23 protein-coding genes are annotated in these 21,202 nt (G+C 65.3%); 2 read left to right on the forward strand and 21 right to left on the reverse strand.

Annotated elements, in window-relative coordinates; all coding sequences use genetic code 11:
- Positions 1–333 precede the first annotated feature (333 nt).
- A complete protein-coding gene (locus PVZ72_RS21070; protein ID WP_133862755.1) occupies positions 334–795 on the reverse strand; it encodes an Lrp/AsnC family transcriptional regulator in 462 nt (153 codons plus the stop codon).
- Between the two features lie 131 nt (positions 796–926).
- On the opposite strand from PVZ72_RS21070, the gene PVZ72_RS21075 reads away from it, so the two are divergent.
- Positions 927–2,075 (forward strand): aminotransferase class V-fold PLP-dependent enzyme, encoded by a 1,149-nt coding sequence (locus tag PVZ72_RS21075; RefSeq protein WP_187980091.1) that lies wholly within the window; start codon positions 927–929, stop codon positions 2,073–2,075.
- On the opposite strand, the gene PVZ72_RS21080 is transcribed toward PVZ72_RS21075, so the two are convergent.
- The 20 genes from PVZ72_RS21080 to trmJ all read right to left on the reverse strand — a co-directional run bounded on the left by PVZ72_RS21080 (position 2,076) and on the right by trmJ (position 20,152).
- Positions 2,076–2,867, reverse strand: a complete 792-nt coding sequence (locus PVZ72_RS21080) for an amidohydrolase (RefSeq protein ID WP_273862938.1) — start codon at positions 2,865–2,867, stop codon at positions 2,076–2,078.
- A complete protein-coding gene (locus tag PVZ72_RS21085) occupies positions 2,855–4,003 on the reverse strand; it encodes a pyridoxal phosphate-dependent aminotransferase (RefSeq protein ID WP_273862939.1) in 1,149 nt (382 codons plus the stop codon). Before PVZ72_RS21085 ends, PVZ72_RS21080 begins: the two co-directional genes overlap by 13 nt.
- A 448-nt stretch (positions 4,004–4,451) precedes the next feature.
- Positions 4,452–5,939, reverse strand: a complete 1,488-nt coding sequence (gene der / locus PVZ72_RS21090) for a ribosome biogenesis GTPase Der (protein WP_158892845.1) — start codon at positions 5,937–5,939, stop codon at positions 4,452–4,454.
- 78 nt (positions 5,940–6,017) lie between these two features.
- Positions 6,018–7,160 (reverse strand): outer membrane protein assembly factor BamB, encoded by a 1,143-nt coding sequence (gene bamB / locus PVZ72_RS21095; RefSeq protein ID WP_133862759.1) that lies wholly within the window; start codon positions 7,158–7,160, stop codon positions 6,018–6,020.
- Complete coding sequence (locus tag PVZ72_RS21100; RefSeq protein WP_133862760.1) at positions 7,160–7,801, reverse strand: tetratricopeptide repeat protein; 642 nt, start codon at positions 7,799–7,801, stop codon at positions 7,160–7,162. Before PVZ72_RS21100 ends, bamB begins: the two co-directional genes overlap by 1 nt.
- 11 nt (positions 7,802–7,812) lie before the next feature.
- Positions 7,813–9,120: a histidine--tRNA ligase gene (gene hisS / locus PVZ72_RS21105; protein WP_208692288.1), complete on the reverse strand. Its 1,308-nt coding sequence runs from the start codon at positions 9,118–9,120 to the stop codon at positions 7,813–7,815.
- A 24-nt stretch (positions 9,121–9,144) separates the two neighbouring features.
- On the reverse strand, positions 9,145–10,257 hold the full coding sequence (ispG, locus tag PVZ72_RS21110; protein ID WP_133862762.1) for a flavodoxin-dependent (E)-4-hydroxy-3-methylbut-2-enyl-diphosphate synthase: 1,113 nt from the start codon (positions 10,255–10,257) through the stop codon (positions 9,145–9,147).
- A gap of 27 nt (positions 10,258–10,284) precedes the next feature.
- Positions 10,285–11,262 (reverse strand): RodZ domain-containing protein, encoded by a 978-nt coding sequence (locus PVZ72_RS21115; RefSeq protein ID WP_133862763.1) that lies wholly within the window; start codon positions 11,260–11,262, stop codon positions 10,285–10,287.
- Positions 11,259–12,029 carry a type IV pilus biogenesis/stability protein PilW gene (gene pilW / locus PVZ72_RS21120; RefSeq protein ID WP_133862764.1) on the reverse strand — a complete coding sequence of 257 codons (771 nt, stop codon included), beginning with the start codon at positions 12,027–12,029 and terminating at the stop codon, positions 11,259–11,261. Before pilW ends, PVZ72_RS21115 begins: the two co-directional genes overlap by 4 nt.
- A gap of 10 nt (positions 12,030–12,039) precedes the next feature.
- The gene (gene rlmN, locus PVZ72_RS21125; RefSeq protein ID WP_273862940.1) at positions 12,040–13,179 is read right to left on the reverse strand and encodes a 23S rRNA (adenine(2503)-C(2))-methyltransferase RlmN; all 1,140 of its coding nucleotides are present in this window, start codon (positions 13,177–13,179) and stop codon (positions 12,040–12,042) included.
- A gap of 93 nt (positions 13,180–13,272) precedes the next feature.
- A complete protein-coding gene (ndk, locus tag PVZ72_RS21130) occupies positions 13,273–13,704 on the reverse strand; it encodes a nucleoside-diphosphate kinase (RefSeq protein ID WP_158892855.1) in 432 nt (143 codons plus the stop codon).
- 91 nt (positions 13,705–13,795) lie between these two features.
- Positions 13,796–13,996 carry a Fe-S cluster assembly protein IscX gene (iscX, locus tag PVZ72_RS21135; protein ID WP_133862767.1) on the reverse strand — a complete coding sequence of 67 codons (201 nt, stop codon included), beginning with the start codon at positions 13,994–13,996 and terminating at the stop codon, positions 13,796–13,798.
- An 11-nt stretch (positions 13,997–14,007) separates the two neighbouring features.
- Positions 14,008–14,346, reverse strand: a complete 339-nt coding sequence (gene fdx, locus PVZ72_RS21140; RefSeq protein ID WP_133862768.1) for an ISC system 2Fe-2S type ferredoxin — start codon at positions 14,344–14,346, stop codon at positions 14,008–14,010.
- 7 nt (positions 14,347–14,353) lie between these two features.
- Entirely contained in the window at positions 14,354–16,213 is a 1,860-nt protein-coding gene (gene hscA, locus PVZ72_RS21145) for a Fe-S protein assembly chaperone HscA (protein WP_273862941.1), read from the reverse strand.
- Between the two features lie 45 nt (positions 16,214–16,258).
- Positions 16,259–16,780: a co-chaperone HscB gene (hscB, locus tag PVZ72_RS21150; RefSeq protein WP_273862942.1), complete on the reverse strand. Its 522-nt coding sequence runs from the start codon at positions 16,778–16,780 to the stop codon at positions 16,259–16,261.
- An 8-nt stretch (positions 16,781–16,788) separates the two neighbouring features.
- Positions 16,789–17,112 carry an iron-sulfur cluster assembly protein IscA gene (gene iscA / locus PVZ72_RS21155; RefSeq protein WP_133862771.1) on the reverse strand — a complete coding sequence of 108 codons (324 nt, stop codon included), beginning with the start codon at positions 17,110–17,112 and terminating at the stop codon, positions 16,789–16,791.
- Positions 17,113–17,121: 9 nt separating this feature from the next.
- Positions 17,122–17,508, reverse strand: a complete 387-nt coding sequence (gene iscU / locus PVZ72_RS21160; RefSeq protein WP_007162419.1) for a Fe-S cluster assembly scaffold IscU — start codon at positions 17,506–17,508, stop codon at positions 17,122–17,124.
- A gap of 27 nt (positions 17,509–17,535) precedes the next feature.
- Positions 17,536–18,750, reverse strand: a complete 1,215-nt coding sequence (locus PVZ72_RS21165; RefSeq protein WP_187980097.1) for an IscS subfamily cysteine desulfurase — start codon at positions 18,748–18,750, stop codon at positions 17,536–17,538.
- A 31-nt stretch (positions 18,751–18,781) separates the two neighbouring features.
- Positions 18,782–19,279: a Fe-S cluster assembly transcriptional regulator IscR gene (gene iscR / locus PVZ72_RS21170; RefSeq protein ID WP_017639755.1), complete on the reverse strand. Its 498-nt coding sequence runs from the start codon at positions 19,277–19,279 to the stop codon at positions 18,782–18,784.
- Positions 19,280–19,363: 84 nt separating this feature from the next.
- Complete coding sequence (gene trmJ, locus PVZ72_RS21175) at positions 19,364–20,152, reverse strand: tRNA (cytosine(32)/uridine(32)-2'-O)-methyltransferase TrmJ (protein ID WP_187980098.1); 789 nt, start codon at positions 20,150–20,152, stop codon at positions 19,364–19,366.
- 140 nt (positions 20,153–20,292) lie between these two features.
- Here trmJ and suhB point away from each other — a divergent pair, with 140 nt between their 5' ends.
- Positions 20,293–21,108, forward strand: coding sequence for a type III secretion system regulator SuhB (gene suhB, locus PVZ72_RS21180; RefSeq protein ID WP_133862774.1), 816 nt, complete (start codon positions 20,293–20,295; stop codon positions 21,106–21,108).
- Positions 21,109–21,202 lie beyond the last annotated feature (94 nt).

Raw genomic sequence — 21,202 nt, forward strand, 5'->3', positions numbered from 1 at the left:
TACGCATCAGTCACTTCTGCAGCCGCTGATGATATACCTGGCCGCCAAAGGCCAGCGCCCGCTCGGACAACCCCCTCTTCCTCCGGGAGAGGGCTGGGGTGAGGGTGATCCCACGCAGCCAATGTCCCTGTGGAAAAGGCTGCGCCGTTTTCCACGCTACGCATCAGTCACTTCTGCAGCCGCTGATGATATACCTGGCCGCCAAAGCCCAGCGCCCGCTCGGACAACCCCCTCTCCCTCCGGGAGAGGGCTGGGGTGAGGGTGATCCCACGCAGCCGATATCAAGAGTGGAAAAGGCTGTGCCGTTTTCCACGCGACGATCTTCATCAGCTCCTACCGCACATAATCCAGCGGCAAGGCCGTGCTGTACTTGATCTGCTCCATGGCGAAGCTGGAGCTGACGTCCAGTAATCCCGGCACCTGGATCAGACGCTTGTAGACGCCATCGTAGGCAGCGATGTCCGGGACCACGATACGCATCAGGTAGTCGGTGTCGCCGGCCATGCGATAGAGCTCGACCACCTCCGGAATGGCCGCCACCGCCTCGTGGAAGCGCTGCAGCCAGTCCATGGCGTGCTGGTTGGTGCGCACCGAGACGAACACCGTCACCCCCACGTTGAGCTGCCGGGGATCGAGCAGCGCCACCCGGGCGCGGATGACCCCCTGCTCCTCCAGCTTCTGGATCCGCCGCCAACAGGCGGTGGTGCCCAGGCCGATGCGCTCGGCGATATCGGCCACCGGTCGGGTGCTGTCCTGCTGCAAGATCTCGAGGATGGCGCGATCGAAGCGATCCATGAAATGGCTTTCTCCAGAAAAGCTATTTAAGAGAATTCTATTCTCCTGAAAACGCCAATAAGAGATAAAAAAGCAAATTTCTTCACGAGCGTGAGCGTTAGCCTAGTTTCACTCAAACGCGCGAGGCCGCCATGGACGCTTATCCCCTGTATTTCGATTACGCCGCCACCACCCCTGTCGACGATGTCGTCATCGAAGCCATGCTGGGTTGCCTGGGTCGGCAGGGCGTCTTCGGCAATCCCGCCTCTCGCGGCCATGCCTTCGGCAACGACGCCCAGCGCGCCGTTGACACCGCTCGCCAGCAGGTGGCCGATCTGGTCGGCGCCCGGCCCGAGCAGCTGGTCTGGACCTCCGGTGCCACCGAGTCCAACAACCTCGCGCTGCTCGGCGTGGCTCGCCGTCGCGGGCGCGGCCATCTGATCACCAGTTGCCTGGAACACCGGGCGGTGCTCGATACCGCGGCCCAACTGGAAGCCGAGGGCTTCACCGTCACCTACCTGACGCCTGATGCGGCAGGTCTGATCACCCCCGCCGCCGTCGAGCAGGCCTGGCGGGCGGACACCTGCCTGGTCTCGCTGATGGTGGTGAACAACGAACTGGGCACCCTGACCGACATCGACGCCATCGGCCGGCTGGTCCGCGCCCGTGGCGCCCTCTTCCACGTGGACGCCGCCCAGGCCACCGGCAAGGTCGCCCTCGACCTGACCGGCCTGGAAGTCGATCTGATGTCCTTTTCCGCGCACAAGACCTATGGGCCCAAGGGCATCGGCGCCCTCTATGTGGGTCCGCGTGCCGAGGGTGCCCTGCAAGCGCAAATCCATGGCGGCGGCCACGAGCGCGGGCTGCGTTCCGGCACCCTGGCCACCCATCAGATCGTCGGCATGGGTACCGCCTTCGCCCTCGCCGGCCAGGCCATGGCGCGGGAGAACGAGCGACTCGGCCAGCTGCGCGAGCGGTTCCTGACCGGGGTGCAGACGCTGCCCGGCATGCAGCTCAATGGCTGTGCCCGTCAGCGCATTCCCCATACCCTGAATCTGACCTTCGCCACGCCGCTGGACACCGCGTCATTGCAGCGCCAGCTGGCCTTCTCGACCACCTCGGCCTGCAGTTCGGCCAAGGCGGCGCCCTCCCATGTACTGCTGGGTCTGGGGCTCACCCCTGAACAGGCCGCACGCAGTTACAGATTCAGCCTGGGCCGCTACACCACCGCGGCGGACGTGGACCGGGCCGTCACCCTGATCCACCAGCACGCCGCCCAGCCAGCGCCCTTCTGGGCCTGATCAGTCCAGGCGGAAGGCATCGGCATCGCGCTGCGCCGGAAAGCGCTGGCGATAGGCTGTGAGGGCGGCAGCCGAGAGCGTCGTGTGGAAGATGCCGGCTTCCGCGCCGGCCTCGATCAGGGGGTCACCCTGGAAGTCCAGCACCTGGCTGTCGCCCGCATAGGGATGGCCATTGCCGTCGCTGCCGAGGCGATTCACCGCGGCGACATAGCAGAGGTTCTCGATGGCCCGCGCCGGCAGCAGGCGATTCCAGTGCCCGCGCCGCGGCGCCGGCCAGTTGGCGACATAGAGCAGCAGGTCGGTATCGTCCTGGGCGCGACTCCACACCGGGAATCTCAGGTCGTAGCAGATCAGCGGGCGGATTCGCCAACCCCTGAGGGTCACCCGCAGCCGCTGCTCGCCCGGGGTATAGTGCTCGTGCTCGCCGGCCATGCGAAACAGATGGCGCTTGTCATAGTGCTGCAACTCGCCATCCGGCGTCGCCCACAGCAGGCGATTGCGGTGCTCCCCGTCCGCGTCCCGCACGATCAGGCTGCCGGTGACCACCGCGCCGAGACGCTGCGCCTGTTCTCGCATCCAGACCGCTGTCGGCCCATCCGCGGGCTCGGCAAGGGCTGCCGATTCCATGGAAAAGCCGGTGGTGAACATCTCCGGCAGGATGATCAGATCGGTCTCGCCGACTTCCGTCAGCAGCGCCTCGAAATGGGCACGGTTGGCGGCCGGGTCGTGCCAGGCCAGTTCGCTCTGCACCAGCGCCAGGCGCAGGTCCCGGGTGGGGGTCAGATCGCACATAGCCGCTCCGCTGCCTGACACAGGGTGTCTTCGCGCTTGGCGAAGCAGAAGCGCACCAGACGCAGGTCCGCAGGCGCCGTCTGGTAGAACACCGACAGCGGAATGGCGGCAACGCCATGCTCGCGGGTCAGCCACTCGGCCATGGCCACGTCGTCCAGATCCGGGCGGATGGCGGAATAGTCGACCACCTGGAAATAGGTTCCGGCGGCGCGCTGGAAGCTGAAGCGCGAGTTACCCAGCAGATCGCAGAAGAGATCGCGCTTGGCCTGATAGAAGGCCGGCAGCTCGCTAAGGTGTTCGGGATGGGCGGCCATGAAATCGGCCAGGGCGCCCTGGATCGGCGTCACCCCGCAGAAGCTCACGTACTGGTGCACCTTGCGCAACTCGGCCGACAGCGCCGGCGGCGCCACCACATAGCCGGTCTTCCAGCCGGTGACGTGATAGGTCTTGCCAAAGGAGCTGATCAAGAAGGCGCGAGCATAGAGTTCGTCGTGGGCGATGACGCTGGCATGGCACTCGCCGTCATAGACCAGGTGCTCATAGACCTCGTCGCTGACCAGGTAGAGATCGCGCCCGCGGATCAGCGCGGCCAGGCGGTCCAGCTCGGCGGCGCTAACCAGGGCGCCACTCGGGTTGTGCGGGGTATTGAGCACGATGGCGCGGGTGCGCGGACTCAGGGCGGCTTCCAGTGCCGTCCAGTCGATAGCGAAGCCCGGCAGCGCCAGGGGCACGTGCACGCAGCGTCCGCCGGCCAGTTGCACCGAGGGTTCGTAGCTGTCGTAGCAGGGATCGAAGACGATCACCTCGTCGCCTGGCCGCACCAGGGTCTGGAGAGCGCAGAACAGGCCCTGGGTAGCCCCGGGCACGATGGTGACCTCGGCCTCGGCATCCACCTCTCGACCATAGAAGCGGGCGACCTTCGCCGCCACCTGCTGGCGCAGCGCCGGCAGTCCGGTCATGGGTGCGTACTGGTTGTGACCAGCCGCGACATGGCGACCGACCGCCGCGAGCAGCTCGGCCGGGCCGTCGAAATCGGGAAAGCCCTGGGACAGATTCAGCGCACCGGTCTGGGCGGCGAGCTGGGACATGCGGGTAAAGATGGTGACGGCGAGGTCGGGAAGCTTGCTCTGGATCATCGCGCGGGCACGGATCTGGCTGGAAGGAGATCGGCAGACTGCGATTTTTTGCGCGCGAGGGCAAGTCTTGCCGGGCCAACGCCTGGGCGCAGCGGTCAATTCAGGCATCCCCTCGCCCTTGGGGAAAGCGCCAGGGTGAGGGCAAGCGCGTGGCCTTTTCCTTGAAGCGCCGGCGCGGGGCAGGCCCTCACCCCAACCCTCTCCCAGGGGGAGAGGGGGTCGGCCAGTGCCCAAGGAGGCCGCCGCGCCAAGCCGGGAGGCTACCCCGTAGCGTGGAAAACGGCGCAGCCTTTTCCACTGATGAATCCGCGGGGACGCCCTCACCCCAACCCTCTCCCAGAGGGAGAGGGGGCAGTTCGGTGCGCGAGGGGCACCTTCACCCCAACCCTCTACCAAAGAAAAAAGGGGGCTCCCCTGAGCCCCCTTCCCTGCGCAACGTCCTGCCGGTCTACCGGCGCTTGTCCTTGCGCTTCTTCTCGGCCTTCTTGTGGTGGCTCATCAACCGGCGCTTCTTGTTGACCTGGCGCTCGGTCAGGGTGTTCTTCTTGCCCTCGAAGGGGTTCTCGCCACCGCGGTACTCGATACGGATCGGCGTACCCACCAGCTTGAGCACCCGGCGATAGGTCTTTTCCAGATAGCGGGTATAGGACTTGGGCACCGCATCGGTCTGGTTGCCGTGGATGACGATCAGCGGCGGGTTGGCACCGCCCAAGTGGGCATAGCGCAACTTGATGCGCCGGCCACTGACCATTGGCGGCTGGTGCTCCTGCACCGCGTCCTCGAGGATCTGGGTCAGGCGGCTGGTCGGCCAGCGGGTGGTGGCCGAGGCGAAGGACTGCTGCACCGACTTGTACAGATGGCCCACGCCGGTGCCATGCAGCGCCGAGATGAAGTGGATGTCGGCGAAGTCGACGAACAGCAGCCGGCGTTCCAGTTCGGTCTTGACGTAGTCGCGCTCGCCGGACTCCATGCCGTCCCATTTGTTGAGGGCGATCACCAGGGCACGCCCGGTCTCCAGCACGAAGCCGAGCAGGTTGAGGTCGTGCTCGACCACGCCTTCGCGGGCGTCCATGACGAAGATCACCACATTGGCGTCCTGGATCGCCTGCAGCGTCTTGACCACCGAGAACTTCTCGACCGCTTCGAAGACCTTGCCACGGCGGCGCACGCCGGCGGTGTCGATCAGGGTGTAGCGTTCTTCGTTGCGCTCGAAGGGGATATAGATGCTGTCGCGCGTGGTGCCGGCCTGGTCATAGACGATCACCCGCTCTTCGCCGAGCATGCGGTTGACCAGCGTCGACTTGCCGACGTTGGGCCGGCCGATCACGGCGATCTTGATGCCGGTGGTCTCGTCGATGCCCTGCACGCGACGGAAGACGTCACCGCCCTCCTCCGCGGCCGCGCGCACCTGCTCCTCGGTGAGCTCCTCGACCTCGACCTCATCCTTGGGAAAGACGCCCAGGGCGTCTTCCAGCAGGTTGTTCACGCCGCGCCCGTGGGCCGCCGCGATGGGATAGGCGTCACCGATGGCCAGCGGGCTGAATTCCGCCCGGGCGATATCCGGGTCGACGGTATCGACCTTGTTGGCCACCAGGAAGGTGCGCTTGTTTCGCTTGCGCAGGTGCTCGGCGATCATCTGATCGGCGACGGTCATGCCTTCGCGGGAGTCCACCAGGAACAGCACCGCATCGGATTCTTCGATGGCCTGCAGCGACTGCTCGGCCATCTTCAGGTCGATACCTTCCTCGTCACCGGAGATACCGCCGGTGTCGACCACGATGTAGGTGCGTCCCTGCCACTTGGCTTCGCCGTACTTGCGATCGCGGGTCAGGCCGGCAAAGTCGGCGACGATGGCGTCCCGGGTCTTGGTCAGGCGGTTGAAAAGCGTGGATTTGCCGACGTTCGGCCGCCCCACCAGGGCAATTACGGGAACCATGCGGCTCTCCCAGAGCAGAAAACACGATGGCCGCTACCGAACTTCACGGTAGCGGCCATCGGTTGAGGATAATAGTTTCTAGCGCAGACGATAGGCGACGAGTTTACCGCCATTGCCGTAAACATAGAGCATGTCGCCGACGACCAGTGGCCGTACCCGGACGCCGTCACCGTCGACCTTGGTGCGACCGACGAAACGCCCATCGACCTGGCTCAGCAGGTGGATGTAGCCGGCGTAGTCGCCCACCACCACGTTGCTCGACCAGACCACCGGGCCGGTGAGCTGGCGACGGGCCAGATCGGCATTGGTCCAGAGCGAAGAAGTCGAGGATTCCTCGACGGCTTCCACGGTGCCGTTGTCCAGGCTCAGGTAGACGTTGCCGAAGCCTTCGGCCACGCCGTCGTAGCTGGAGGCGTCCCGCTGCCAGAGGATCTGGCCGTTGGCCGGATTGAGCGCGGCCACGCGGCCGTTGTAGCTGACCACATAGAGGGTGTCGCCCGACAGCGACAGACCACCGTCCACGTCAACGATCCGCTCCAGTTCGGAACGGCCCTTGGGCACGGCGATCTGCTGTTCCCACAGCGGCAGGCCGCGCTGCACGTCCAGGGCGACCACCTTGCCGCTGGCGAAACCGGCCATGACCACCTGGTTGGTGACCAGGGGCGCACCGGTACCGCGCAGACTCAGCACCGGCTGGGTGTCTTCGTAGATCCAGCGACGGGTACCACTGCCCAGCTCGAAGGCCTGCAGCTTGTCATCCTGGGACTGCACCACCACCACGTCGTTGTTGACCACCGGGGCGGACAGCACTTCGCTGGACGCCTGGGCGCGCCACTTCTCGTCGCCACTGGCACTGTCGAGGGCGATCACCTGGCCACGCAGGGTGCCGACCAGCACCAGGCCGGAGCCGACCCCCACCCCACCGGACACCGGCAGGTCCAGGTCCTTCTTCCACAGCACCTGGCCGGTCTCGCGATTCATCGCCATGACCCGGCCATCGGCATCGGCGGCGAAGATCGTCTGGCCGTCCACAGCCGGTACCAGGCGGTTGTATTCCTTGCCCTGGCCGTCGCCCACCGAGCGACTCCAGACTTCATCCAGCCGGACTTCGGCCTTGATGTCCTTCAGCTCGGCCGGCGGCAATTCCTTCTTGCCGGTGCTGCTGCACCCGACGACCGCAAGGGCGAGACCCAGTACCGCGATAGGCTTCCAGCGCAACATCAGGCGTCTCCTTTGGCGAGATCATCGAGTTTCATCTGCAGCACGCCTTCGGCTGCATCGTTGGGCAGCGCGGCGCGGGCTTTTTCATAGGCGGCGCGGGCCTCGGTCGGCTTCTTCAGCGCCACCAGCAGGTCGCCACGCAATTCTTCACGATTGGCGACATAGGCCTTGGGTGCCTCGCCATCCAGCAGCTTGAGGCCTTCTTCGGCCTTGCCCTGGGCCGCCAGCACCCGGGCCAGACGCTGACGCGCCAGCTCGCCGAGTTCGGCGTCGTGGGGCTTGTCCACCACGGCCTTGAGCTCGGCGGCGGCGTCGTCCAGGCGATTGTTCTCCACCGCCACCTTGGCGACGAAGAGACTGCCGTACTGGGCGTAGGCGGTACCGGAATAATCCTGCTTGAGCTTGCCGTAGGTATCGGTCACCCGTGCGGTGTCGACCTTGCCGCCGGGCGCCAGAGCGGCTTCCACCAGCTGCTGATAGAGCACCGAGGCGCCTTGCGCCTGGTTGTTCTGATAGCGCTGCCAGCCCTGCCAGCCCAGTACCGCCACCAGGGCGATGACGCCACCGGCCAGCAGCGGCTTGCCATTACGCTGCCACCAGGCCTTGGCGACCACCAGATTGTCGTCGTCGATGGAACTCAAATCCGTTCTCCTCAATTCCCGCGACCGGAACCGGCCGGGGGCAAAATCTCGTCCAGACGGGCGGCCAGGGCCGCGAAGTCGACCTTTTCCTGGGGCGCGTCGCCACGCAGCGGCTTGAGTGCCACCTGTTGCGTAGCCAATTCGTCGTCGCCCAGGATCATCGCCCAGAGCGCGCCGCTCTTGTCGGCCTTCTTGAACTGGCTCTTGAAACTGCCGGCGCCGGCGTTGACCAGCAGCCGCAGGTCGGGACGGGCGTCGCGCAGCTGCTCGGCCAGCTTGAGGCCGGCCAGTTCGGCCGCCTCGCCAAAGGCGCAGAGATAGAGATCGGCGGGGCGCTGCAGATCACCGGGCAGCCGCTCCAGGGTTTCCAGCAGCAGCACCAGGCGCTCGACGCCCATGGCGAAGCCGACCCCCGGGGTGGGCTTGCCACCGAACTGGGTGATCAGGCCGTCGTAGCGGCCACCGGCGCAGACGGTGCCCTGGGCACCCAGCTTGTCGGTGACCCACTCGAAGACGGTACGGCCGTAGTAGTCCAGGCCACGTACCAGCTTGGGATTGATCTGGTAGCGGATGCCGGCGGCGTCCAGGCGGGCTTTCAGGCCGTCGAAGTGGGCGCGGGATTCGTCGTCCAGATAATCCGCCAGGGTCGGGGCGTCCTGCAGCAGCGCCTGGGTCTGGGCGTTCTTGCTGTCGAGGATGCGCAGCGGATTGGTGGTCAGGCGGCGCTGGCTGTCTTCGTCGAGCTGCTCGAAGCGGTCCTGCAGATAGGCCACCAGGGCTTCGCGATAGCGCACGCGATCGGCACTGGAACCCAGGCTGTTGAGCTGCAGGGTGACGGCGTCGGTCAGACCCAGGCGCTGCCAGAGGCGCGCAGTGAGCACGATCAGCTCGGCGTCGATGTCCGGACCGGGCAGGTTGAAGACCTCGACGCCGATCTGGTGGAACTGGCGATAGCGGCCCTTCTGCGGCTTCTCGTAGCGGAACATCGGCCCGGCGTACCAGAGCTTCTGCACCTGGCCACCGCCGGTCATGCCGTGTTCGAGCACGGCCCGCACGCAACCCGCGGTGCCTTCCGGCCTCAGGGTCAGGGACTCCTCGTTGCGGTCGAGGAAGGTGTACATCTCCTTGTCGACCACGTCGGTGCCCTCGCCAATGCCGCGGGCGAAGAGTTCGGTGAACTCCATGATGGGCAGACGAATCTCGTGGTAGCCATAGCCGTCGAGCAGCGTCGCGAAGGTACGTTCCAGGTAGCGCCAGGCCGGAGTCTGCTCCGGCAGGATATCGTTCATGCCACGGATGGCTTGCAGGGACTTGCTCACGAAAGGGCCTTATTCCTTGATCTTTCAGCTGCGCGCGATGAGTGCGGCATCCGCTTCGGCCTTTTCGGCCGCCTTGCGGCGGATGAGCCCTTCCAGCTCGTCCACCAGATTGTCGTTGTTCAGCTTGGAAGCCGGCTTGCCGTCGATGTACACCAGGTTGTTCGGCGACCCCCCGGTCAGGCCGACATGCGCCTCCTTGGCTTCGCCGGGGCCGTTGACCACGCAGCCAATCACCGCGACGTCCAGGGGGACCAGCAGGTCCTCCAGGCGCCCTTCCAGCTCGTTCATGGTCTTGACCACATCGAAGTTCTGCCGCGAGCAGCTCGGGCAGGCGATGAAGTTGATGCCCCGCGAACGCAGGCGGAGGGATTTCAGGATGTCGAAACCGACCTTGATCTCCTCGACCGGATCGGCCGCGAGCGAGATGCGGATGGTGTCGCCGATGCCTTCGGCCAAGAGCATGCCCAGACCCACGGCGGACTTCACCGTACCCGAGCGCAGGCCACCGGCTTCGGTGATGCCCAGGTGCAGCGGCTGCTCGATGCGGGTGGCCAGCTGGCGATAGGCGGCCACGGCCATGAAGACGTCACTGGCCTTCACGCTCACCTTGAAGTCCGGATAGTCCAGCTTCTCCAGGTGGTCGACGTGGCGCATGGCCGACTCCACCAGGGCTTCCGGGGTGGGCTCGCCGTACTTCTTCTGCAGGTCCTTTTCCAGCGAACCGGCGTTGACGCCGATGCGGATCGGGATGCCGCGCTCGCGGGCCGCGTCGACCACCGCCCTGACCCGGTCTTCGCGACCGATGTTGCCCGGGTTGATGCGCAGGCAGTCCACACCCAGCTCGGCGACGCGCAGAGCGATCTTGTAGTCGAAGTGGATGTCGGCCACCAGCGGCAGGCTGACCCGCTGCTTGATGCGACCGAAGGCTTCGGCGGCGTCCATGTCGGGCACCGAGATGCGCACGATGTCGGCACCGGCGTCCTGCAGGCGCTGGACCTGGGCCACGGTGGCATCGACGTCGCAGGTTTCGGTGTTGGTCATGCTCTGCACGGCGATGGGGGCATCGCCGCCGACCGGCACCGAGCCGACCCAGATCTTGCGGGACAACCGACGTTTGATGGGCGATTCGCTATGCATGCTGGTTTCCCATGGGGTCGCCGGACGTCATTGTCCGGCCTGACCGAGTTTGATGCGGGCGGTCTCGCCCTTGGTGTAGGGCGCGAGGTCGACGACCTGGCCGTTGTAGGAGATCTGGGCACCGCGGGCGAAACCGAGACGGATGTTCACCGGTGCCTTGATCGAGGCGTAATCCAGGCTCTCGCCGCCCTTCTTCACGCCACTGAAGAGGATCTTGCCGGTACCGTCGCTGACCTGCGTCCAGCAACTGGCGGTGAACCGGATGTTCAGGCTGTCGCTGCCGGCGACGGGCGCCGCGGCAGGCGCGCTGGCCGGCGCGGCAGGGGCCGCAGCGGTGGGCGCCGTGGGAGCAGGCGTGGTCGAACCCGTTACCGGGGCCGGGGTGGGCGCTGCGGTAGGTGCCGTCATGGCGGCGACGGCATTGGCATCCGGCATGGGCGTGCCCACCGGGGAAGGCACGGTGGTCGCCGGCTGCTGGGCGGCGACCGGGGGCTGTTCTTCCGGCTCGTCGATGGGATGGATCTCGGTCTTGCCGTCGGCGCCCTCGACCTCGACATGCTCCATGCTCACGGCACTGGCGCTGGAGGCCTGGCGACTGCGCTCCTGCCACCAGAACAGGCCCATGGCGATGATCAGCACCACCAGGATGAAACTGACGAACCTCAGGACATTGCGCGACAGCCGCACCGGCTCGTCGAGACGCCCCAGGCTGTGCACGGTGCTGCCCTTGGCATCGGTGCCGGTATAGCCGTCGAAGGTACGCACCAGCTCGATCTGGTCCAGGCCGAGCAGCTTGCCATAGGCCTTGGTGTAGCCGCGGGCAAAGGTGTGCCCCGGCATCTGCTGATAGTTGCCGGACTCGAGCTGCTCGATGATGCGCTCGCTGAGATTGAGATTCTGAGCGACCTGGGCCTGGCTCCAGCCAAGCTCCAGCCGCTTCTGACGCAAGATCTCACCGGGATTGCCCCGTCCGGCGTGTACCGCTTCGGATTGCACTGCGGTCATTTCTGCTCCGACTGAAGTTGACGATATTCAGGTGAGTTCGGGTAGAGGCGCTTCAGCTGCAGGGCGTAACTCGCGGCGGTGTTGCGATCATTGAACACCTCGGCAAGACGGATCCCGAGCAGCAGGCTGCGGGCATCCTGGGGGCTTAGCTGGCTGAAGGCCTGGTAATAGCTCCGGGACGGCACGTAATCGCGCGTCTGGTAGGCCAATTGAGCCAATTCGAACAGAGCCCTGGGCTGATTGCGATCCAGCCGCAGGGATTTTTCCAGATTTTCCTTGCCCAAGTCGACCTGATTGAGTCGCAGGGCGGTCAGGCCGAGATTCTCGAACACCCGGGCGCGCTCCGGATAGAGGCTGTCCTCGGCGGCCTGGGTAAAGCGTTCGTAGGCATCCTTGTAGCGCCCCTGCTCATAGAGGAAGCTGCCGTAGTTGTTGAGGATGCGGGCATCGTGGGGCCGCTCGCGCAGGGCCAGGCGGTATTCCTGATCGGCCAGGTCGGTTTCGCCCTGGGCCTGGAACACCAGTCCGAGCGCGGCATGGGCGTCGGCGCTGGACGAATCCAGCTCCAGGGCCTTCTTCAGCGGCACCTTGGCCTGCTCGGTATTGCCCTGTTGGACATAGCCGAGGCCGAGCTGGATATAGGCATCACGGGCCTGCATCCGTCCCTGGCGGGTATCCATGGGGTTGCGATCACCCTCGGTCACGCAGCCGGCGAGGCCACCGACCAGCAGGGCGAGCGCGACAGCCGCAAAGCGCGTGATCGCCATGGTCGCGCCCTCAGCCCTGGAGCGGCGTTACGGTTTCGGCACCGTCGAGCTGGCGAACGGCGATATAGCGCTGGCTGCGGCGGGTGCGGTCCATGACCTGCCCCACCAGCTGGCCGCAGGCGGCATCGATGTCGTCACCGCGGGTGGTCCGCACCGTAACGTTGAAACCGGCCTGCACCAGCAGCTCCTGGAACCGGCGGGTGGCGTTCTTGCTCGGCCGCTCGTACCCGGAGTGCGGGAAGGGATTGAAGGGAATCAGGTTGATCTTGCAGGGCACGTTGCGCAGCAGCTCGATCATCTGCAGCGCGTGCTCGGGCAGGTCGTTGACGTCCTTGAGCAGGGTGTACTCGATGGTCAGGACGCGCTTCTCGCCCAGTTGCCGGATGTATCTCTGGCAGGCGTCGAGCAGCATGGCCAGCGGATACTTGCGGTTGATCGGCACCAGCTCGTTGCGCAACTCGTCGTTGGGCGCGTGCAGCGACAGCGCCAGGGAGACGTCGATGTGCTTGGCCAGCTCTTCGATCATCGGCACCACGCCCGAGGTCGACAGGGTGACCTTGCGCTTGGAGATGCCGTAGCCGAGGTCGTCCATCATGATGCGCATGGCGGCGACGACGTTGTCGAAGTTCAGCAGCGGCTCGCCCATGCCCATCATCACCACGTTGGTGATGGCGCGGTCGATCTTGGCCGGTACGCTGCCAAAGGACTTGTTGGCGATCCACACCTGACCGATCACCTCGGCGGCGGTGAGGTTGCTGTTGAAGCCCTGCTTGCCGGTGGAGCAGAAGCTGCAGTCCAGCGCGCAACCGGCCTGGGACGACACGCACAGGGTGCCGCGGCCATTCTGCGGGATGTAGACGGTCTCGACGCAGCTGCCGGAGGCGACGCGGATCACCCACTTGCGGGTGCCATCGCGGGAGATGTCTTCGCTGACGATCTCGGGGCCACGGATTTCCGCGGCGGCCTTGAGCTTTTCCTTGAGCGCCTTGCCCAGGTTGCTCATGGCGTCGAAATCGTCGATGCCGAAGTGATGGATCCACTTCATGACCTGGCCGGCGCGAAAGCGCTTCTCCCCGATGGACTCGAAGAACGACTCGAGTTGCGGCTGGGTCAGGCCCAGCAGATTGACCTTATCGGTGGCTGTGGTCATGGGATCACCTCGACGAAATCTGTTTGAAACCCGCGCAAGGCGCGGGCGGTGCCAGGAAGGCGGGCTGGCCGCTTCCCTGGCCGGCGCTCATCCTTAGCGGACGCGCTCGCAGACTTCGGTGGCTGCGAAGAAGTAGGAGATCTCGCGAGCGGCGGACGCTTCGGAGTCCGAACCGTGGACGGCGTTCTCGTCGATGGAGACGGCGAAGTCGGCGCGGATGGTACCGGCGTCGGCCTTCTTGGGATCGGTGGCGCCCATCAGCTCACGGTTCTTGGCGATGGCGTTGTCGCCTTCCAGCACCTGGACCACGACCGGACCGGAGGTCATGAAGGAGACCAGATCCTTGAAGAAGGGACGCTCTTTGTGTTCGGCGTAGAAGCCACCGGCTTCGCGCTCGGACAGCTGGACCATCTTGGCAGCGACGACGCGCAGGCCAGCCTTCTCGAAGCGGGTGACGATCTCACCGACGACATTCTTGGATACGGCATCGGGCTTGATGATCGACAGGGTACGTTGAACAGACATGTGAACTCCGAATGTGGGAATAGAGCAAAAACGAAACCCGCGGATTATACGCGGGTCCCGGTGAAAAGCGTAGCGCGGTACGGGCGATGCGTCAGGCGGACTCTTCGATCCAGGCGGCCTGGATGGCCTCCAGCACCTTCTCGCCACCCCGCTGGGGATCGTCGTCGAACTCCGGCAGCTCCACGACCCAGTTGCGCAACTTGACGAAATTCACGTAGCGCGGATCCACGTCGGGATGGGTGTCGTTGAGTTCGATGGCGATATCCAGCACATCGGTCCATTTCAGTGCCATGACAGCTGTCCTCAGTGACCTTCGGAAACCTGGTTGATGGTGTAGCGCGGAATCTCCACCACCAGGTCTTCGCTGCCTACTACCGCCTGGCAGGACAGGCGCGAACGCATCTCCAGACCCCAGGCCTTGTCCAGCATGTCGTCTTCGAGCTCATCCGAGGGCGCGAGGGAATCGAAGCCTTCCTGGACGACCACGTGGCAGGTGGTGCAGGCACAGGACATCTCGCAGGCGTGCTCGATGTCGATGCCGTTGCGCATGGCCGCGGCGATGATGGTTTCGCCTTCGCTGGCTTCGAAGACCGCCCCCTCGGGGCAGTGCTCGGCGTGGGGCAGCAGGGTGATCTGCGGCATGATGGAACTACTCCTCGATATCGTTGAGACGGCGACCCGCCAGGGCCGCCTTGACCGAGGCGTTCATCCGCCGGGCGGCGAAGGCATCGGTTACGTGAGAAAGACGCTTGGTCTGGTCTTCGAGCGCCTGGAGGTCGGTGGCGTCCAGCAGCTCGGTCAACTGACCGATTTCCAGCTTGATCACCTGACGCTCCTCGGCGTCCAGCAGGCGCTCGCCGTCGGCGGCCAGCGCGGCGGTGACCGCCTCGATCAGCCGCCGGGCCTCGACCTGCTGCTCGCGCAGCGCGCGGGCCTGCATGTCGTCTCCGGCATGACGGAAGGAGTCCTGCAGCATGTTGGCGATCTCGCCATCGGTCAGGCCGTAGGACGGCTTGACCTGGACACTGGCTTCCACGCCACTGGACAGCTCGCGGGCGCTGACGCCGAGCAGGCCGTCGGCATCGACCTGGAAGGTGACGCGGATCTTGGCGGCACCGGCGACCATGGGCGGGAAACCGCGCAATTCGAAACGGGCCAGGGAGCGGGCGTCCTTGACCAGTTCGCGCTCGCCCTGCAGCACATGCACCAGCATGGCGGTCTGGCCGTCGCGATAGGTGGTGAAGTCCTGGCCCCGCGCCACCGGAATGGTGGTGTTGCGCGGAATGATCTTCTCCATCAGGCCGCCCATGGTCTCGAGTCCCAGGGACAGCGGGATGACGTCCAGCAGCAGCAATTCTTCGCCAGCGCGGTTGCCGGCCAGGGAATCGGCCTGCAGGGCGGCCCCGATGGCGACCACGCGATCCGGATCGATGTCGGTGAGCGGGGTGCAGTCGAACAGCTCGCCCACGGCTTCACGGACATAGGGCACGCGGGTGGAACCGCCGACCATGACCACGGCGGCGATGTCCGCCGGTTCCACTTCCGCATCGCGCAGGGCGCGGCGACAGGCCTTGAGGCTGCGCGCGACCAGCGGCGCGATGAGTTCCTGGAAGGTGCTGCGTTCCAGCACGCCCGACCAGTCGCCATGACCGACCTCGACGCGCTCGGCAGCGGACAGGGCTTCCTTGGCGGCGCAGGCACTCTGCAGCAGGCGCCGCTGGGTGCCCGGATCCAGATCGCTGGACAGCCCGGCCTGCTGGACGATCCAGCTGGCGATGGCGTGATCGAAGTCGTCACCGCCCAGGGCGCTGTCGCCACCGGTGGCCATGACCTCGAAGACACCGCGGGTCAGGCGCAGGATGGAGATATCGAAGGTACCGCCGCCCAGGTCGTAGATGGCGACCACGCCCTCCTCGCCCCGGTCCAGACCATAGGCCACGGCGGCCGCGGTAGGCTCGTTGAGCAGGCGCAGGACATTCAGGCCGGCAAAGCGGGCGGCGTCCTTGGTGGCCTGGCGCTGGGCATCGTCGAAATAGGCCGGCACGGTGATGACCGCACCGACCAGTTCGCCACCCAGGGTCGCTTCGGCCCGCTCGCGCAGCACCCGCAGGATGTCGGCGGAGACCTCCACCGGACTCTTGCGCCCGGCAGCGGTATCGATGAAGGGCATTTCCGATTCACCGGCGACGAAGCGATAGGGCAGCTGCTCGCCCAGTTGCTTGACGTCGGCGATGCCACGCCCCATGAGGCGCTTGACGGAAAGAATGGTATTGAAGGGATCCTGGGCGGCGGCGGCCTTGGCGCCCGCCCCCACTTCCACACCGTCGGCGGCATAGCGTACCGCGGAGGGCAGGATCACCTCGCCCTGCAGATCGGGCAGGGTCTCGGCCACGCCACTGCGGACGGCGGCCACGAGGGAATTGGTGGTGCCCAGATCGATACCTACCGCCAGCTTGCGCTGGTGCGGCTTGGGCGCCATTCCGGGTTCGGCTATCTGCAATAGAGCCATTGGCTAGTCGGCTTATGGTTGTCGGTGCCTGAGCGACACCTGTGATTAATCGTCCAGACGCTCTTCGAGCTGGCGGATTTCGCTGGCCAGCTTGTCGAGAAACTGCATGCGACGGACCAGGCGCTCGGCAGGCTCGCGCTGGGCGGGGTCCTGCCAGATCGCGGCGAAGGCCTGCTCGATGTCGCGCTGCGCATCCTTGAGCCGCTGGCGAAAGGTGGGAATGCCCGCGCTGTCACCCGCGTCCTGCAGGTCCTCCAGTTCCTCGCGCCATTGCAATTGCTGCATGAGGAAGTCGGTGTCCTGGATGGTCGCTTCGAGCGGCATCTCGTGCCCTTCGAGCTCCAGCAGATAGCGCGCGCGGCGCGACGGGGCGCGCAGCACGTGATAGGCCTCGTTGAGCTCGGCCGAGCGCTCCAGCGCCTGACGCCGCTCACGCTCCGGCGCATCGGCGAACCGATCCGGATGGACCGTGCGCGCCAGATCGCGGTAACGCGAGGCCAGACCCGCCTGGTCGATCTCGAAGGCGGGCCTGATCTCGAACAGCGCGAAGTGACAGGGCTTACCCATGGCCGGCCTCAGATGTTGAAGCTTTCGCCGCAGCCACACTCGCCACGCACGTTGGGATTGTTGAACTTGAAGCCCTCGTTGAGGCCTTCACGCACGAAATCCAGCTCGGTGCCGTCCAGGTAGACCAGGCTCTTGGGGTCGATGATGACCTTGACGCCATGGCTCTCGAACACCTGGTCCTCGTGCGCGAATTCATCGACGAATTCGAGCACGTAGGCCAGTCCCGAGCAGCCCGTGGTACGAACGCCCAGGCGGATGCCCTCCCCCTTGCCGCGCCCCTCAAGGGAACGCTGCACGTGGCGGGCGGCGGACTCGGTCATGCTGATCGCCATGGTTCCTCCTTAGAGCAGGCCTTTCTTCTGCTTGTAGTCGCTGACCGCCGCCTTGATGGCGTCTTCGGCGAGTACCGAGCAGTGGATCTTCACCGGCGGCAGAGCCAGTTCTTCGGCGATCATGCTGTTCTTGATCGACGCCGCTTCCTCGATGCTCTTGCCCTTCATCCACTCGGTGGCCAGGGAGCTGGACGCGATGGCGGAGCCACAGCCGTAGGTCTTGAACTTGGCGTCTTCGATGATGCCCTGCTCGTTGACCTTGATCTGCAGGCGCATCACGTCGCCGCAGGCCGGGGCGCCGACCATGCCAGTGCCGACATCGGGATCGGCCGCGTCGAACTTGCCGACGTTGCGCGGATTTTCGTAGTGGTCGATGACCTTTTCACTGTATGCCATGGTTCAATCCTCGCTTATCAGGGTGGGTCAGTGGGCTTGCCACTCGACCTGACTCAGGTCTACGCCTTCTTTGAACATGTCCCACAGCGGAGACAATTCGCGCAACTTGTTGACGGCTTCGGTGACCTTGCTCGCGGCGTAGTCAACGTCTTCTTCGGTGGTGAAGCGACCAAAGGTGAAGCGAATGGAGCTGTGCGCCAGCTCGTCGTTGCGGCCCAGGGCGCGCAGGACGTAGGACGGCTCCAGGGACGCCGAGGTACAGGCCGAACCGGACGAGACCGCCAGATCCTTGAGCGCCATGATCAGCGACTCGCCTTCGACGTAGTTGAAGCTCAGGTTCAGGTTGTGCGGCACACGATGGATCAGGCTGCCGTTCAGGTAGACCTCTTCCAGGCCTTCGAACTGCCGGTAGAAGCGATCGCTCAGGGCCTTGATGCGGGTATTTTCCTGGACCATCTCTTCCTTGGCGATGCGGAAGGCTTCGCCCATGCCGACGATCTGGTGGGTCGCCAGGGTGCCCGAACGCATGCCACGCTCATGGCCGCCACCGTGGGTCTGGGCCTCGATACGCACGCGCGGCTTGCGACGGACGTAGAGAGCGCCAATGCCCTTGGGACCATAGGTCTTGTGCGCCGAGAAGGACATCATGTCGACCTTGAGCTTTTCCAGATCGATCTCGACCTTGCCGGTGGACTGGGCCGCGTCGACGTGGAAGAGCACGCCACGGGAGCGGGTCAGCTCGCCGATGGCGGCGATGTCGTTGACGGTACCGATCTCGTTGTTGACGTGCATGATGGACACCAGGGTGGTGTCGTTACGCAGGGCCGCCTCGACCATGGCGGGGGTGATCAGGCCGTCTTCGCCCGGCTCGAGATAGGTGACCTCGAAGCCTTCGCGCTCGAGCTGGCGGGTGGTGTCCAACACCGCCTTGTGCTCGATCTTGGAGGTGATCAGGTGCTTGCCCTTGTTCTGGTAGAAGTGCGCGGCGCCCTTGATGGCGAGGTTGTCGGACTCGGTGGCACCGGAGGTCCAGACGATCTCGCGCGGGTCGGCGTTGACCAGTTCGGCCACCTGACGACGGGCGTTTTCCACGGCTTCCTCGGCCTTCCAGCCGAACAGGTGGGAGCGCGATGCGGGGTTGCCAAAGTTGCCGTCCACCAGCAGGCACTCGCTCATCTTCTGAGCGACGCGCGGATCGACGGGCGTGGTGGCGGAATAGTCTAGGTAGATCGGCAATTTCATCGGTTACTCCTAATCAGACGGGCGTCTCTGCTCAGTCGATGGTGGACGCTTCGATTTTTTCGACCGCTAAGGGCGATTGTTTGCTGGCACAGGCCTTGGTGTCCTGACGCTTGGCCACCTGCTGGATCTCGTTGCGGGCGACCAGGTCGGCCAGGGTGATACCACTCAAAAAGGTGTGGATCTGATCGCTCAGGTCGCACCAGAGGTGGTGGGTCAGGCAGGTATCACCCTGGTGACAGCCCCCACCGCCCTGGCAGCGGGTGGCATCCACGGATTCGTTGACGGCATCGATCACCTGGGCCACATGGATACCGCCCATGTCGCGCGCCAGCTGATAGCCGCCGCCGGGGCCGCGTACGCTATTGACCAGCGCACCGCGGCGCAGCCGGGCAAACAGCTGCTCCAGATAGGACAGCGAAATGCCCTGCCGCTCGGAAATGTCGGCCAGCGACACCGGGCCCCGCTGGGCGTGCAGCGCCAGGTCGAGCATGGCGGTTACGGCATAGCGGCCTTTGGTGGTCAGTCTCATGACGAACTCGAGCGGGTTGCATCGGATGACTTCGATTATCGGATTCCCGACAAAAAAGGTCAACTATAAAACCAACCAAATCACTCAGGCATTATCTATCGGCGGGATAGTCCGCGGGTGGGATTCGCCGCGGGCCGCCTTCTGGGTTTCGGTCAGGATGCCACGCAGGATGTTCATCTCCAGCTTGCTGATGCCGGCCCGGCCATAGAGGCGCCGCAAGCGACTCATCAGGTGGCGCGGCTTGGCCGGATCGAGGAAGCCGATCTCCACCAGGGTCTGCTCCAGGTGCTCGTAATAGAGCTCCAGCTCTTCCACCGTCACCGGCTGGGTGTTGAGCATGGCGGTGGCCTCGACCTTGTTCATCTTGGTCGGCTGGTTCTGCGCCGCCAGCCAGGCCATGCGCACCTCGTACACCAGCACCTGGACCGCCGCAGCGAGATTGAGGGAGCCGAACGCCGGATCGGAGGGGATGTGCACGTGGTAGTGGCAGCGCTGCAACTCTTCGTTGGTCAGGCCGGCATACTCGCGCCCGAATACCAGGGCCACCTCGCCGCCCCGCTCCACCTGGGCCAGGGAGGTGGTCGCGCATTCCCGCGGATCGAGCAGCGGCCAGGGGATGCGGCGGTCGCGGGCACTGGTGCCCAGCACCAGGCTGCAGCCGGTCAGGGCTTCTTCCAGGGTGTCGACCACAATGGCGGCGTCGAGCACGTCATTGGCCCCGGAGGCGCGGGCATTGGCCTCTCCACTGGGAAAGTCCTCGGGATCGACCAGATAGAGGCGCGACAGGCCCATGTTCTTCATTGCCCGGGCGGCACCGCCGATGTTGCCGGGATGGCTGGTATTGACCAGAACGACGCGGATGTTATTCAGCACGTGGCTATCCTCGAGCGGACGCGGGAAATCGGCGCCGTATACTACGCCCACACGCGCCCGCTGGCCACGAATACCCCTTCCAGCGCCGCGAAGTCTGCTATCATTGCCGGCTTTCCTTATACAACCCAGGTGATTTATCCATGCAGCCCATGCTGAACATCGCACTGCGCGCGGCCCGCAGCGCCGGTGAACTGATTTTCCGTTCGATTGAGCGCCTGGACGTGATCGCCGTCGATGAAAAAGGCGCCAACGACTTCGTCTCCGAAGTCGACCGAGCCGCCGAGCAGACCATCCTCGCCACCCTGCGCAAGGCCTACCCCACCCATGGTTTCTACGGTGAGGAATCCGGCTACCTGGCGGGCGAAGGCGAAGGCGCCGACTACGTCTGGGTCGTCGATCCGCTGGATGGCACCACCAACTTCCTCCGTGGCGTCCCGCACTTCTCGGTAAGCATCGCCTGCAAGTACAAGGGCCGCCTGGAACACGCCGTGGTGCTGGATCCGGTGCGCCAGGAAGAATTCACCGCCAGCCGTGGCCGCGGCGCCGCCCTGAACGGCCGGCGCATCCGTGTCACCAATCGACGCAGCCTGGAAGGCGCCCTGCTGGGTACCGGCTTCCCCTTCCGCGCCAATGACGTCGACCACCTGGACAACTACCTGGGCATGTTCCGCAGCCTGATCGGCCAGACCGCCGGCATCCGCCGCGCCGGTTCCGCCGCGCTGGACTTGGCCTATGTCGCCGCCGGTCGTTTCGACGCCTTCTGGGAAATGGGACTGTCGGAATGGGACATGGCCGCAGGCGCTCTGCTGGTCCAGGAAGCCGGTGGCCTGATCGGTGACTTCAATGGCGGCCACGACTTCCTCGAGAAGGGCCACATCGTCGCCGGCAACCCCAAGTGCTTCCGTGGCCTGCTGACGCAGATCCAGCCGCACCTGCCGGCCTCGCTCAAGCGCTGAGTTCACCTGGCTTACGAAAAAGCCCCTGCCGGCAGCGCCGACAGGGGCTTTTTCCTGCCTGCCGCAGCGAGACTCCGCGGCAGGCCGTCAGGGC

Source organism: Pseudomonas sp. LA5 (assembly GCF_028640825.1).
Lineage (GTDB): Bacteria > Pseudomonadota > Gammaproteobacteria > Pseudomonadales > Pseudomonadaceae > Chryseomonas > Chryseomonas aestiva.

Bases quoted from the DNA above. Each gene is read 5' to 3' on its own strand.
- PVZ72_RS21070 (WP_133862755.1), bottom strand. From the start codon at position 795: ATGGATCGCTTCGATCGCGCCATCCTCGAGATCTTGCAGCAGGACAGC.
- PVZ72_RS21075 (WP_187980091.1), top strand. From the start codon at position 927: ATGGACGCTTATCCCCTGTATTTCGATTACGCCGCCACCACCCCTGTC.
- PVZ72_RS21080 (WP_273862938.1), bottom strand. From the start codon at position 2,867: ATGTGCGATCTGACCCCCACCCGGGACCTGCGCCTGGCGCTGGTGCAG.
- PVZ72_RS21085 (WP_273862939.1), bottom strand. From the start codon at position 4,003: ATGATCCAGAGCAAGCTTCCCGACCTCGCCGTCACCATCTTTACCCGC.
- der (WP_158892845.1), bottom strand. From the start codon at position 5,939: ATGGTTCCCGTAATTGCCCTGGTGGGGCGGCCGAACGTCGGCAAATCC.
- bamB (WP_133862759.1), bottom strand. From the start codon at position 7,160: ATGTTGCGCTGGAAGCCTATCGCGGTACTGGGTCTCGCCCTTGCGGTC.
- ispG (WP_133862762.1), bottom strand. From the start codon at position 10,257: ATGCATAGCGAATCGCCCATCAAACGTCGGTTGTCCCGCAAGATCTGG.
- PVZ72_RS21115 (WP_133862763.1), bottom strand. From the start codon at position 11,262: ATGACCGCAGTGCAATCCGAAGCGGTACACGCCGGACGGGGCAATCCC.
- pilW (WP_133862764.1), bottom strand. From the start codon at position 12,029: ATGGCGATCACGCGCTTTGCGGCTGTCGCGCTCGCCCTGCTGGTCGGT.
- rlmN (WP_273862940.1), bottom strand. From the start codon at position 13,179: ATGACCACAGCCACCGATAAGGTCAATCTGCTGGGCCTGACCCAGCCG.
- ndk (WP_158892855.1), bottom strand. From the start codon at position 13,704: ATGTCTGTTCAACGTACCCTGTCGATCATCAAGCCCGATGCCGTATCC.
- iscX (WP_133862767.1), bottom strand. From the start codon at position 13,996: ATGGCACTGAAATGGACCGATGTGCTGGATATCGCCATCGAACTCAAC.
- fdx (WP_133862768.1), bottom strand. From the start codon at position 14,346: ATGCCGCAGATCACCCTGCTGCCCCACGCCGAGCACTGCCCCGAGGGG.
- hscA (WP_273862941.1), bottom strand. From the start codon at position 16,213: ATGGCTCTATTGCAGATAGCCGAACCCGGAATGGCGCCCAAGCCGCAC.
- hscB (WP_273862942.1), bottom strand. From the start codon at position 16,780: ATGGGTAAGCCCTGTCACTTCGCGCTGTTCGAGATCAGGCCCGCCTTC.
- iscA (WP_133862771.1), bottom strand. From the start codon at position 17,112: ATGGCGATCAGCATGACCGAGTCCGCCGCCCGCCACGTGCAGCGTTCC.
- iscU (WP_007162419.1), bottom strand. From the start codon at position 17,508: ATGGCATACAGTGAAAAGGTCATCGACCACTACGAAAATCCGCGCAAC.
- PVZ72_RS21165 (WP_187980097.1), bottom strand. From the start codon at position 18,750: ATGAAATTGCCGATCTACCTAGACTATTCCGCCACCACGCCCGTCGAT.
- iscR (WP_017639755.1), bottom strand. From the start codon at position 19,279: ATGAGACTGACCACCAAAGGCCGCTATGCCGTAACCGCCATGCTCGAC.
- suhB (WP_133862774.1), top strand. From the start codon at position 20,293: ATGCAGCCCATGCTGAACATCGCACTGCGCGCGGCCCGCAGCGCCGGT.